Origin of the sequence: Brevundimonas sp. EAKA (assembly GCF_000698025.1) — a bacterium.
Taxonomy (GTDB): Bacteria; Pseudomonadota; Alphaproteobacteria; order Caulobacterales; family Caulobacteraceae; genus Brevundimonas; species Brevundimonas mediterranea_A.
In genome coordinates, this window is sequence record NZ_JMQR01000009.1 from 1 (window position 1) to 11,762 (window position 11,762).

The following is an 11,762-nucleotide window of genomic DNA, read 5'->3' on the forward strand; positions in this document are numbered from 1 at the left end:
GTTCTCGACCTTGATCTCCTGGCCGATGGCGTCGCCGCCCCGACCCCGGCCACGACGACGACGGCGACGCGAACGGCCGCCTTCCTCGCCCGAGCCCTCTGACGCCACGGCGTCCAGACCTTCGACCTCGGCCTGTGCGGCCTGGGGACGCTCGGCGCGATCCGGACGTTCGGCGCGCGCCTCGGGACGGCCAGGGTTCAGCGGGTCGAACCAGACATAAGGATCGTCCAGCGACGGGGTGCGGCCGCGGACCCAGGTGTAGACGTCACGCTCGCCGTCCTCGCGGACGCGGCGGCCGCCACGGCGACCCCGGCGACGGCGACGGCCGTTCTCGTCCTCTTCGTCGTCCGAGGCGTCGTCGATGTTCAGCGTATCAGCGGCTTCTGAGGTGTCGGAGACCTCGGCGGTCTCTTCGTCCCGACGACCGCCGCGACGGCGGCGGTTGCGGCCCCGACCCCGGTCACGACCGCCGGACTCGGCGCGTTCAGCGCGTTCGCGCGGCTCGTCGTCGTCGCTGTCCTCGCGGTCCAGCGCCTCGACGTCTTCCTCGTCCTCGTCGTCGCCGACGATTTCCTCGTCGTCGTCCTCATCCTCGTCTTCGTACAGCGAGGCGTCGAAGTCGTCGTCGAGGTTGGGCATCTCGATCTCGGGCGCGACGAAGTCCTCGTTCGTCTCGGTCCGTTCGATATTGTGCTCGCCCTGGCCCAGGCTGTCGTCGATCTGGACGATGACGTTCAGGCCGCGCCGCTCCAGCAGCGACTGCAGATAGGCGCGCTTGTGGTTCAGGATGTACAGGCCGACGGCGGTGCAGACCTTCAGCACCACGACGCCCGCGCCGTTCTTGCCGGCCTCGATATCGACCGCGCGCAGCGTCATCAGGGCTGCGGATTCGGCGGAGCGGATGCGGCCGGTGCCCTGGCAGTGCGGGCAGGCCTCGGTCGCGCCCTCGATCACGCCCAGGCGACGGCGCTGGCGGCTGATCTCCATCAGGCCGAAGGGCGAGATGCGGCCCATCTGGATGCGGGCGCGGTCGGACGACAGGGCGTCCTTCAGCACGCGCTCGACCGTGCGGTTGTTCTTGCCCTCATCCATGTCGATGAAGTCGATCACGACCAGGCCGGCGAGGTCGCGCAGGCGCAGCTGGCGGGCCGCTTCTTCCGCCGCTTCCATATTGGTCTTGAACGCCGTCTGTTCGACGTTGCGTTCCTTGGTGGCGCGGCCCGAGTTGACGTCAATGGCCACCAGGGCCTCGGTCTGGTTGATGACCAGATAGCCGCCGGACTTCAGCGGCACGACCGGCTGGTGGATCTGGGTCAGCAGTTCTTCGATGCCGTTGGCCGCGAACAGGGGGCGCGAGCCGCGATACAGGTGAACCTTCTTGGCCTGCGACGGCATCAGCACGCGCATGAAGTCGCGCGCCTCCTTGAAGCCCTCGACGCCCTCCACCTGGATGCCGTCGAAATCCTTGTCGAACATGTCGCGCACGGCGCGGCGGACCAGGTTTTCTTCCTCGTAGATGACCGAGGGGGCGTGGGAGGCGAGGGTGGTCTCGCGGATCGTCTCCCACAGCCGCAGCAGATATTGATAATCGCGCTTGATTTCGGCCTTGGTGCGCTTGGCGCCGGCCGTGCGGATGATCAGGCCCATGCCCTTGGGCACTTCCAGGGCCGAGACGGCGCTCTTCAGGCGGCGACGGTCGGAGGTGTTGGTGATCTTGCGGCTGATGCCGCCGCCCTTGCCCGTATTGGGCATCAGGACGCAGTAGCGGCCGGCCAGCGACAGCCAGGTGGTCAGGGCCGCGCCCTTGGCGCCACGCTCGTCCTTGACGACCTGGACCAGCAGGATCTGGCGGCGCTTGATGACGTCCTGGATCTTGTAGCGGCGCATCAGGCGGCGCTTCAGCCGCTCCTCGTCGGCCAGGGCGGCTTCGGGATCGGCGTCGTCGTCGGATTCGCGGCCCAGATCGTCGTCATCGTCGTCGTCATGCGCTTCGGCCATGATGGCTTCGCGGTCGGCGACCGGAATCTGGTAGTAGTCCGGGTGGATTTCGTTGAAGGCCAGGAAGCCGTGGCGGTTGCCGCCGTATTCAATGAACGCAGCCTGCAGGCTGGGCTCTACGCGGGTGACCTTGGCCAGGTAGATGTTGCCGCGAAGCTGGCGCTTCGCACGGGATTCGAAATCGAATTCCTCAATCTGGCGTCCGTCCACGATGGCGACCCGGGTTTCCTCCGGGTGGGCCGCGTCGATCAGCATTGTCTTTGACATGGAAAGTCTCTCTCTGGCGCGCACGGGCCGGCCCTTCCAGAACTCTGGACAGGGTCACGGCGGCTCGCCGAATGGGGGGAGGGGCCGGGGCGCGCGAAATCCCCTCGCCGAAAACGGCGAAGCGGGCTTGGTCAAGCCGTAGGGGGACGCAGGCGGAAAGGCCCATGGAGGTCGTCGGTCCTGAACCGTGCGCGCCAATCCGTTGGAACGGGTAAGGCCGCGACACTGGTCCGCTCTTCGAACCACCGGCGACGCCGGCGCGGTTCTCGGATTGGTGAAAAGTCAGCGCCGCGAGGAGGGCGCGCCGGGTTCCGCTGAGGCGAAGAAGGCGCGATCGGTTCGCGAGCAGTCACATCATAGTCACGCCGGACGCGAATTAAAAGGTGTTCGGCCTTAACCCCCTGAATACGAGCATCTGGCATCATGGCGACCAGGTTCCAGTAGGATTGGGTTCGACGTCGTTATGGGCGGTCGTGTTTTGACAGGTGTAGAGCGCTGGGGCGCGAGGGAATGGGCGATGACCGCCTTGGCCTTCGTCGTCATCTGCACGGTCGCCCTGTTTTCGACGCGGGGTTTCGCCTGGGGTGCCCAGGGGGATGTCCTGGGCGTGCGCTTCGGTGCGGACGGCGACCGGACCCGCGTGGTCATCGATCTGGACAAGTCGACACAGGGGCGCGTCATCGATACAGGCGCCGCGGGCCGGGTCACCCTGGCCCTGAACGGCGTCGCGCCCGGCCGCGGCCTGAACGGCGGCGGTTCGGGCCTGGTCCGCTCCTATCAGGTCAGCGCCTCGGGCGGGGCGTCACGGATTGAGCTGGAGCTGGCGCGCGGCAGCGAGATCGAGCGCCGCTTTCTGCTGCCCCCCGGCGACGGGGTGGCCCATTATCGCTATGTCGTCGATCTGAAGGCTGTCGGTGGAGCTATAGCCGCGTCACGACCCGCGCCGCGGACGACGCCGGCGCCGCGTCGCGCCGAACGCCCGCTGATCGTCATCGACGCGGGGCACGGCGGCAAGGACCCGGGCGCCAGCGGAGCCCTGACCCGTGAGAAACAGGTCACCCTGGCCGCCGCCCTGGTTCTAAAGACCGAGCTGGAGCGCACCGGCCGCTATCGGGTTCGCCTGACGCGGGCCGATGACACCTATGTCGATCTGTATCGCCGCGTTTCCATCGCCCGCCAGTCGGACGCCGATCTGTTCATCTCGCTGCACGCCGACGCCGGGTCCGATCCGGCCCTGCGCGGCGCCAGCGTCTATACCCTGTCGGAACAGGGCGCCGGACGGGCCGTGCGCGAGTTCACGCGGACCGACAATTGGCACCGCGAACTGCACCTGCCGGGGCGGGACCCGTCGGTGGACCGTATCCTGCTGGACATGACCCAGCGCGCCACCCAGAACCGTTCGGCCCAGTTCGCCCGCGTCCTGCTGACCCATCTGGAAGGCTCCGACCATCCGCTGCTGCGCCGCAGCCACCGTGACGCCGGCCTGGCCGTGCTGCTGGCGCCCGATGTGCCGGCCGTGCTGCTGGAGATGGGCTTCATCACCAATCCCGAGGACGAGCGTCTGCTGACCGACGAACGCGCGCGTCGCCGTTTGATGAAGTCGGTCGCGGACGGCATCGACCGCTATTTCCGGGAGCCGACGGCCCCGTTGATGACGGCGTCGACTGATGGAGCCGGGCAGCCCTGACTTCGGCTGCAACCAGGCTTCGGCTCAGCGGTTTGCGTGACTATGAAAAAGAGAGCGATCATCACCGGGGGCGCAGGCCTGATCGGCGCCGGACTTTGTCAGGCCCTGACGGATCGGGGCTGGGAGGTCGCCGCCTTTGACCTCAAGCCCGCCTCGTCCGGCGCGCGGTCGGTTCTCTGCGACGTCGGCGACGAAGCCTCGGTCGCGGCGGCCTTTGTCGAACTGGGATGGTCGGAGCTGGATCTTCTGGTCAGCAACGCCGGCGTCGCTGATCCGACCAACGGCCCCCTGGCCGACCTGTCGCTGGAGGCCTGGCGCCGGACGGTGGACAGCCACCTGACGGGCGCCTTCCTGATGTCTCGCGCCGCCATCCCGATGCTGCGGGAAGGGGCCAGCATCATTCACATGACCTCGACCCGGGCGATCATGTCTGAGCCCCAGACCGAGGCCTATGCTGCGGCCAAGGGCGCGCTGTCCGCCCTGACCCATGCGATGGCGATCAGTCTGGGGCCGAAGATCAGGGTCAATGCGATCGCGCCGGGCTGGATCGCCGCGCCGGAAGGTCTGAGTGAAAGCGATCACGCCCAGCATCCCGTGGGGCGTGTCGGACGCGCCGAGGACATCGCCGAGGCCGTCCTCTATCTCGTCGAGGCCGGATTCGTCACCGGACAGGTGCTGACGGTGGACGGCGGCATGACCCGCAAGATGATCTACGCCGACTGAAGGCGCGGATCCGCCAGCCTGGTTTAGGCCAAGCCCGCCTTTTTCAGTGTCTTCCAGGCCTTGATGACGCGTTGCAGCTTGGCCTCGGCGCCGCGGTCGCCGCCGTTGGTGTCCGGATGGAAGCGTTTCAGAAGGTCGTGGTACTGAGACTTGATCTTGGCCTTCTCGGCGCCGGGATCGAGATCCAGATCGGCCAGGGCGGCGCGTTCCAGCTTGCCGATTCGGCGGTCCTCGGTCGGGGACTGCGGGGCCTGGTCGCCGCGACGGCCGAACAGGCCGAAACTGTCACGCCAGGAGCCGGCGCCGGTGTTGTTCGCTGTGCCCATCTTGGCGGAGAAGGCGGCGGCCTCGCGCGTGAACTTGCCGGCCTTCATCTCCCAGGTCGGACGACCGCCGGTCATGGCCTCGTTCTCCTGGACGGCGCGGACCTGGCCTTCGCTCATTCCGGCGTAGAAGTTCCAGCCCTTGTTGTATTCGCCCGCATGCCCCTGGCAGAACTCGTAGAAGTCGTTCAGCCGCTCGCGCGACTTGGGCGCCCTGGCGGTCGCGGCCTTGCGGCAGTCGGGCCATTGGCACGGTTTTTCGCCCGGCTTCAGGTGCAGGACGTCCGCCTTGGCGGCTTCCTCCTCGGGCTTCGGCGGCTTGACCCGAATGTCGGTGAAGCGCGGCTTGTATTGAAAGGAAGCGGACATCGCCCGAAGTGTAGTGTGGAATTGGACCTCTTCAAGGAAACGATCATGTCAGACGGCCCTGTGGCGACGATTATCCGTGAAAAACTGAACGCCGCGCTTTCGCCGCAACGGCTGGAGATCGAAGACGACAGCGGACGGCACGCCGGCCACCACCACGAAGGCGGCATGGACGCAAAGCCCGGCGGCGAAAGCCACTTCAATCTGGTGGTCGTTTCTGCGGCGTTCGAAGGACAGTCGCGGCTGGAGCGGCAGAGGACGGTCAACGGGGTGCTGAAACAGGAGCTGTCGGGCCCGATTCACGCCCTGTCGATCCGGGCTCTCACCCCCGTCGAAGATTCCCACAGCGCCTGATTGCGAAGAAAACCAGCGTTCACTCCGTCTTAGAACCTTCGTCCTAGCGTCACGCGACCAAACAGAACGTGGGGACGGCTGGAACATGGTGGAATCTGACGGCGTCGCGAAGGCCTTTGCGGGCGACCGGCGCGCGGGCGATCCTGCTCAGGCCCTGACGGCCATCCTGCAGACCCAATATCTGCGGTACCTGATCATCGCCAGCTGGGCCCTGGGTCTGCTGGGCACGGTGGCTTGGTGGCAGGCCATGATATGGTTCGTGGTCACTTTGGCGGCCGGTTCCATCCGCGGCGTCGTCGAACACAAGCTCAGCCACCGCGTCGATGTCGGTTGGGGCATGGTTTTCCCCGCCGTGGCGACCGTCACCACCGCCGCATGGGCCGCTGCGCCGCTGATGGCCTGGTTCTCGAATTCGGCGTTCGGTCAGACCCTGGCCGTCGCCCTGATCATTTCGGGCTATGTGCTGGTCTTCGCCCAGTTGCGCAATTCGCCGCGGCAGGCCGTCATCATCTCTTCGCCCTATGGCGTCGCCGCCTGTATTATCCTGTTCAGCCTGTGGGGGACGCCGCAGTTCTGGTCGATGTTGGCCGTCCTGCCGTTCACCATGGCCTGTCTGTTCGTCCTGGTCACCATGACCATGCTGCGCGAGCGTCGGATCGACGCCTTCCAGGCGCATCAGGCCCATCTGATCGAGGAGCTGGAGGCTGCACGCGACAAGGCGGACGCCGCCAACGACGCCAAGTCGAACTTCCTGGGCGTCATCTCGCACGAGCTTCGCACGCCGATGAACGGCGTCCTCGGGGCGGCCCAGCTGCTCAGTGCGACGCGACTTGAAGGGGCCCAGCGCGAATATCTGTCGATCATCCGCAATTCCGGGGACAATCTTCTGTCCCTGCTGAACGACATCCTCGACATGACCAAGATCGAGGCGGGAAAGATGACCTTCGAAGTCGTCGATGTCGTCGTCGATGACCTGCAGCGCCGGATTTCCGGACCCTTCGAGGCCCAGGCCGAGGCCAAGGGGCTGACCTTCGTGTCCGAACTGGAAGGGGACATTCCGGCCGTGGTGCGCGGGGATCCGCTACGGGTCTGCCAGGTCGTGCAGAACCTGCTCTCGAACGCGGTCAAGTTCACCGACGTCGGCGAAATCCGCTATGTCGTGCGCGGCCGACGTATTTCCGACCGCAGGGTCGGGTTCGAGTTCTGCGTCACCGACAGCGGAGCCGGCATTTCTCCGACCGATCTCGAGCGGTTGTTCCAGCCCTTCACCCAGGTGGACGCCTCCTCGACGCGCCGGTTCGGCGGCACGGGCCTGGGGCTGACCATCGCGCGACGCATGGCCAACATCATGGGCGGCGACATCAGCGTCGATTCCTCCGTGGGCCGCGGGTCGAGCTTCACCCTGACCGTCGAAGCCGAGGTGGTGGAATGGAGCCGCCGTGTCTCGATCGAACGGGTCGAGACCGAGATAGAATGCTGTGAAAGCCTGCGGGTGCTGGTGGTCGAGGACCATCCGGTGAACCGCATGATTCTGGAGGCCTGGATGAGCACGGCCTCGCATGTCACCGCCACGGCCGAGAACGGGCAACTGTCCCTGGAGGCGGCGAGCGAGCAGCAGTTCGACCTGATCATCATGGACGTCAACATGCCGGTGATGGACGGCCTGACCGCCACCCGCAGGATCCGCGAAGGCCAGGGGCTCAACGCCGACACGCCCATCGTCGTGCTGTCCGCCTCGGCGCGCAGTGAAGATCATCAGGCCGGCCTGGACGCGGGCGCGGACGCCTATCTGACCAAACCCATCGATTTCGGGGCCCTGGCCGAGATGATGAGCCGTGTTCCGGGCGGACGCGAGGCCGTGGGCCGCGCCATGTCGCCTGCGGAACAGTCGGTCGCCGCCTGATTGAGGCTGAAAGGCGGTCCTGGTCTGAACGGCAGGCGACCGCGCCGGTTCAGACCCGCCTCAGCCGCCGGTCTCCATAGTGTGGGCAGTCGAATGGTTCGGCCGCAGATGGAGACATCCCATGAAGAAGATTCTCACCGCCACGATGGCCGCGGTCCTGGCCGCCACCGCCGTGGGCGCCGCCGGAGCCGCCTCGGCCCAGTCTCGTGACGACCGCCGCTACGAACAGCGCCAGGACAACCGCCAGCACAATCGCCATGACGGGCGTGACGAAAGACGCGATGACCGCCACGACCGCCGGGATGATCGCCGCGACTTCCGTCGGGACCAGCGTCAGGATCGCCAGGAGTATCGCCAGGATCAACGGCAGTACGGCCGCTGGCAGCAGGCCCAGCGTCGCTATCATGCGCCGCGCTATGTCGCCCCGCGCGGCTATGCGGTTCGCACCTGGAGCTATGGCCAGCGCATGCCGTCCTATTACCGCAGCAACGGTTATGTGGTGAACGACTACGGCCGCTACGGCCTGCGCGCGCCGCCGCGCGGCTATCAGTATGTCCGGAGCGGCAATGACGTGGTGCTGGCGGCGGTCGCGGGCGGTCTGATCACCGCCGTCATCGCCGGACTGTTCAACTGATCATCGCGTGATCCGATCTGCGCCCCGGAGGGAAACCTCCGGGGCGTTTTTCGTTCTGGGCTGACGGCGACGTCTCGAGCGCCCCATATGGATGCCCATGCGCGCCTTCGCCGAACTTCTGGACCGCCTGTCGCTGACCGCCTCGCGGAACGCCAAGCTGGTGCTGGTGCGGGACTATCTGAAGACGACGCCCGATCCGGATCGGGGCTGGGCCCTGGCGGCCCTGACCGGCGACCTGACCTTCGATGCGGCCAAGCCCGCCATGATCCGCAAGGCGGTCGAGGCGCGGGTGGACGGGGTGCTGTTCGGCTGGTCCTATGACTATGTCGGCGACCTGGCCGAGACGGTCGCCCTGATCTGGCCGGCGCCGTCCGACCGCCGGCCCAATCGCGAGCCCGAACTGGGCGAGGTGATCGAGGGGTTGCGGACCGCGACCCGCGCCGAGGTCAAGGGCCTGCTGGAGGGCTGGCTGGACGCCCTGGAGCCCAAGGGACGCTGGGCCTTGTTGAAGCTGATGACCGGCGGGTTGCGGGTTGGGCTGTCGGGCCGGCTGGCCAAGACGGCGGCGGCGATGATGCGGCCCGAGACGCGTCTGACGCCTCCTTCACCGGACGGGGCGGAGACGATTACGCCGCTTGAGCCGGTGGACGTCTCGGCCATCGAGGAGGTCTGGCACGCGGTCCCGCCCCCCTATGGCGATCTGTTCGCCTGGCTGGAGGGACGGGCCGAACGGCCCAGCCCGGATGCGCCAGGGCGGTTCCGCCCGGTGATGCTGGCTGTCGCTGTCGACGAGGCGGTCGATTTTCCCAAGATGGACCCGGCCGACTACGCCGCCGAATGGAAGTGGGACGGCATCCGGGTTCAGGCGGTGGTCGAGGGCGCGGTCCGCAAACTGTGGTCCCGCACCGGGGACGAGATTTCAGGCGCCTTCCCCGATGTGATGGAGGCCCTGGCGTTCGAGGGCGCGCTGGACGGCGAACTGGTGGTCTGGCGCGACAGCGCCATCGCCCCCTTCGGCGACCTGCAGCAACGGCTGAACCGCAAGACGGTGGACGCCAAGACCATGGCGGCCTTTCCGGCGGCGGTGGTCGCCTATGATCTGCTGGCGGACGGCGCGACGGATCTGCGAAGCCTGTCGCTGCGTGAGCGGCGGGCGCGACTGGAGACCCTGGTCCAGGGCCATGGGGGCGGGCGGCTGCATCTGTCGCCCCTGGTCGAGTATGCGGACTGGGACAGCCTGGCCCGGCTGCGGGCCGATCCGCCGGTCGGGGCGGCGGCCGAGGGGCTGATGCTCAAGCGGTGGGACAGCCCCTATGTGGCGGGCCGCCCCAAGGGGCCGTGGTTCAAGTGGAAGCGGGATCCTCACGTCATCGACGCCGTCCTGATGTACGCCCAGCGCGGGCACGGCAAACGGTCCAGCTTCTATTCCGACTATACCTTCGGGGTCTGGACGGAGGAGGGGGCGCTGACCCCCGTGGGCAAGGCCTATTTCGGCTTCACCGACGAAGAACTGAAACAGCTCGACAAGTTCGTGCGCGACCACACGGTGGACCGGTTCGGCCCGGTGCGGTCGGTGCGGGCCGAGCGGGATTTCGGCCTGGTGCTGGAGATCGCCTTCGAGGGGCTTCAGCGTTCGACCCGGCACAAGTCGGGCGTGGCGATGCGTTTTCCCCGCGTCAGCCGCATCCGCTGGGACAAGCCCGCACGCGAGGCGGACACCCTCGACGCCGTCATGGACTTGCTGGATGCGATAGAGACCGGAGGGGGGCGCATCGCCAAGGTCTAGCGCCTTGCCGCGGGTGAGACCGCGACGCGGCTTTGACCGGGTCGGGGCAAGCCCTCGCCGAACGGGGCCTTCCGGCGTAAAGACTTCGGCCTGGAAATAGGTCGAGTGCGTCTGGCTTCAGTAGCGTTGAACCAGATGATTTACTCATATCTGCCGAGCGATCAGCCAATTGCAAAGCGTTGCAGTAAAGGCCGCCGCCGTTGTCGTAGTGCAGGCGGTCGTTACGACTCTATTGCGCGGATGATGGCCCTAATTGGCGTTTCTTTCGGAACGATTTGAGGCGGCGGCCACTTCAAATCTGTATCTCGAAAGGACACGCATCATGATCAAGCCCATCTTCGCGCTCGTCGCCGCCAGCGCTCTGCTGGCCGCTTGCGGCGACAATGCCGAGACGACCCGACCGGTCGAAGGTCCGGCGGTCTCCACGTCGGAAACGCCCCGCAATCCTGCGGTGGATATGGACGACACCACCCAGACCACGGCGCTGACGCCCGGCGCCAATTCCTTCACCGAAGGCCAGGCCCGGGAAGCGATCGAGAAGCAAGGCTACACGGACGTCGGACCGCTGATGCAAAACGAGAACGGCGTCTGGTCCGCCACGGCCATGAAGGACGGCGCTCAAGCCACCGTCTCGGTCGACTACAAGGGCGTCGTCACCGCGCAATAGGCGCGCGCGTCTTCCCAGATTTTCAAACCATCAGATTCAGGAGCGCCCAATGGCGACCGTCACCCGTCTCTTCGACAGCCACACCCAGGCCCTGCAGGCCGTGTCAGACCTGGAAGCCGCCGGCTTCAAGCCTGACGACATCAGCATCGTGTCCAACAACGCCGACAACTGGCACGCCGGCCATTCGCATCCCCACAAGGACGGCGCGGGCCCGCTCGGCGACCGCAACGGCGACGGAGAGAATGATGTCGCCGACGGAGCCGGCACGGGCGCGGCGACCGGCGGCCTGGCCGGGGCCGGGGCCGGTCTCCTGGCCGGTCTGGGAATGTTGGCCATCCCCGGGCTTGGGCCGGTCGTGGCGGCAGGCTGGCTCGCCTCGACGGCGGTCGGCGCCGCCATAGGCGCGGCGGCCGGGGGCGCTACAGGCGGCCTGCTCGGCGCCCTGAAGGAGGCCGGCCACTCGGACGAAGACGCCAATGTCTACGCCGAAGGGGTCCGGCGCGGCGGAACCCTGGTCAGCGTCAAGTCAGACGGTGACGATGAAAGCCGGGTCGAGGCCATCCTGAACGGCCGCCAGGGCTTTGACGCCGTGTCGCGGGGCGAAGCCTATCGCGCCTCCGGTTGGAGCCGGTTCGACAGCGATGCTCAACCCTACAGCAGTGAAGACATCTCGCGAGAGCGGGCCCTCTACCGCTAGGGGGGAGGCCGGATGCGACGCCCGCCAGCCAAGACGCTGGCGGGCGAAGACGGTTCAGGGCGAAATGCGAGTTGCTGACTCTCAACCCAGCGACGCCGCGGAACCGTGATTTCGCAGTCGGTTCGACAGCCGTCTCGTTCCGGAGAACGGCTGAATTTTCTGATTTCTGAAGGGAAAGACGATGGTGGGTGATGTAGGGTTCGAACCTACGACCCGCTGATTAAGAGTCAGCTGCTCTACCAACTGAGCTAATCACCCGACCGGTCGTCTTCATCTTCGGGGGCGAGAGGCCTTGCCGAAGGGCGCTCCTACTACCCAGCCCTTGGGGGGTTGGCAAGCGCTTTCGCAAACTTTCTT

Annotated in this window: 10 protein-coding genes and 1 tRNA gene; 8 read left to right on the forward strand and 3 right to left on the reverse strand. The window is 66.8% G+C overall.

All coding sequences use genetic code 11. From position 1 onward, the window contains the following. On the reverse strand, positions 1–2,265 hold a 2,265-nt coding region (locus ER13_RS02595), incomplete at its 3' end, for a ribonuclease E/G (RefSeq protein ID WP_035306244.1). Between the two features lie 517 nt (positions 2,266–2,782). On the opposite strand from ER13_RS02595, the gene ER13_RS02600 reads away from it, so the two are divergent. Together ER13_RS02600 and ER13_RS02605 are read left to right on the forward strand one after the other, a co-directional pair. Beyond that, complete coding sequence (locus ER13_RS02600; protein WP_008258855.1) at positions 2,783–3,952, forward strand: N-acetylmuramoyl-L-alanine amidase; 1,170 nt, start codon at positions 2,783–2,785, stop codon at positions 3,950–3,952. A gap of 42 nt (positions 3,953–3,994) precedes the next feature. Next, positions 3,995–4,675, forward strand: a complete 681-nt coding sequence (locus ER13_RS02605) for an SDR family oxidoreductase (protein WP_035306188.1) — start codon at positions 3,995–3,997, stop codon at positions 4,673–4,675. A gap of 23 nt (positions 4,676–4,698) precedes the next feature. On the opposite strand, the gene ER13_RS02610 is transcribed toward ER13_RS02605, so the two are convergent. Then, positions 4,699–5,367 (reverse strand): J domain-containing protein, encoded by a 669-nt coding sequence (locus ER13_RS02610; RefSeq protein ID WP_008261316.1) that lies wholly within the window; start codon positions 5,365–5,367, stop codon positions 4,699–4,701. Positions 5,368–5,412: 45 nt separating this feature from the next. On the opposite strand from ER13_RS02610, the gene ER13_RS02615 reads away from it, so the two are divergent. The 6 genes from ER13_RS02615 to ER13_RS02640 all read left to right on the forward strand — a co-directional run bounded on the left by ER13_RS02615 (position 5,413) and on the right by ER13_RS02640 (position 11,405). Beyond that, positions 5,413–5,718: a BolA family transcriptional regulator gene (locus tag ER13_RS02615; RefSeq protein WP_035306246.1), complete on the forward strand. Its 306-nt coding sequence runs from the start codon at positions 5,413–5,415 to the stop codon at positions 5,716–5,718. Positions 5,719–5,803: 85 nt separating this feature from the next. After that, positions 5,804–7,621, forward strand: coding sequence for a response regulator (locus tag ER13_RS02620; RefSeq protein WP_008263581.1), 1,818 nt, complete (start codon positions 5,804–5,806; stop codon positions 7,619–7,621). 121 nt (positions 7,622–7,742) lie between these two features. Then, positions 7,743–8,255: an RcnB family protein gene (locus ER13_RS02625; protein ID WP_008262246.1), complete on the forward strand. Its 513-nt coding sequence runs from the start codon at positions 7,743–7,745 to the stop codon at positions 8,253–8,255. A gap of 91 nt (positions 8,256–8,346) precedes the next feature. Continuing rightward, the gene (locus ER13_RS02630) at positions 8,347–10,041 is read left to right on the forward strand and encodes a cisplatin damage response ATP-dependent DNA ligase (RefSeq protein ID WP_035306191.1); all 1,695 of its coding nucleotides are present in this window, start codon (positions 8,347–8,349) and stop codon (positions 10,039–10,041) included. Between the two features lie 322 nt (positions 10,042–10,363). Further along, positions 10,364–10,708, forward strand: a complete 345-nt coding sequence (locus ER13_RS02635) for a hypothetical protein (RefSeq protein WP_035306194.1) — start codon at positions 10,364–10,366, stop codon at positions 10,706–10,708. Between the two features lie 49 nt (positions 10,709–10,757). Beyond that, the gene (locus ER13_RS02640) at positions 10,758–11,405 is read left to right on the forward strand and encodes a hypothetical protein (RefSeq protein ID WP_035306196.1); all 648 of its coding nucleotides are present in this window, start codon (positions 10,758–10,760) and stop codon (positions 11,403–11,405) included. Between the two features lie 182 nt (positions 11,406–11,587). Here ER13_RS02640 and ER13_RS02645 read toward each other — a convergent pair. After that, positions 11,588–11,663, reverse strand: a tRNA-Lys gene (locus tag ER13_RS02645). Between the last annotated feature and the right edge of the window lie 99 nt (positions 11,664–11,762).

Bases quoted from the DNA above. Each gene is read 5' to 3' on its own strand.
- ER13_RS02600 (WP_008258855.1), top strand. From the start codon at position 2,783: ATGACCGCCTTGGCCTTCGTCGTCATCTGCACGGTCGCCCTGTTTTCG.
- ER13_RS02605 (WP_035306188.1), top strand. From the start codon at position 3,995: ATGAAAAAGAGAGCGATCATCACCGGGGGCGCAGGCCTGATCGGCGCC.
- ER13_RS02610 (WP_008261316.1), bottom strand. From the start codon at position 5,367: ATGTCCGCTTCCTTTCAATACAAGCCGCGCTTCACCGACATTCGGGTC.
- ER13_RS02615 (WP_035306246.1), top strand. From the start codon at position 5,413: ATGTCAGACGGCCCTGTGGCGACGATTATCCGTGAAAAACTGAACGCC.
- ER13_RS02620 (WP_008263581.1), top strand. From the start codon at position 5,804: ATGGTGGAATCTGACGGCGTCGCGAAGGCCTTTGCGGGCGACCGGCGC.
- ER13_RS02625 (WP_008262246.1), top strand. From the start codon at position 7,743: ATGAAGAAGATTCTCACCGCCACGATGGCCGCGGTCCTGGCCGCCACC.
- ER13_RS02630 (WP_035306191.1), top strand. From the start codon at position 8,347: ATGCCCATGCGCGCCTTCGCCGAACTTCTGGACCGCCTGTCGCTGACC.
- ER13_RS02635 (WP_035306194.1), top strand. From the start codon at position 10,364: ATGATCAAGCCCATCTTCGCGCTCGTCGCCGCCAGCGCTCTGCTGGCC.
- ER13_RS02640 (WP_035306196.1), top strand. From the start codon at position 10,758: ATGGCGACCGTCACCCGTCTCTTCGACAGCCACACCCAGGCCCTGCAG.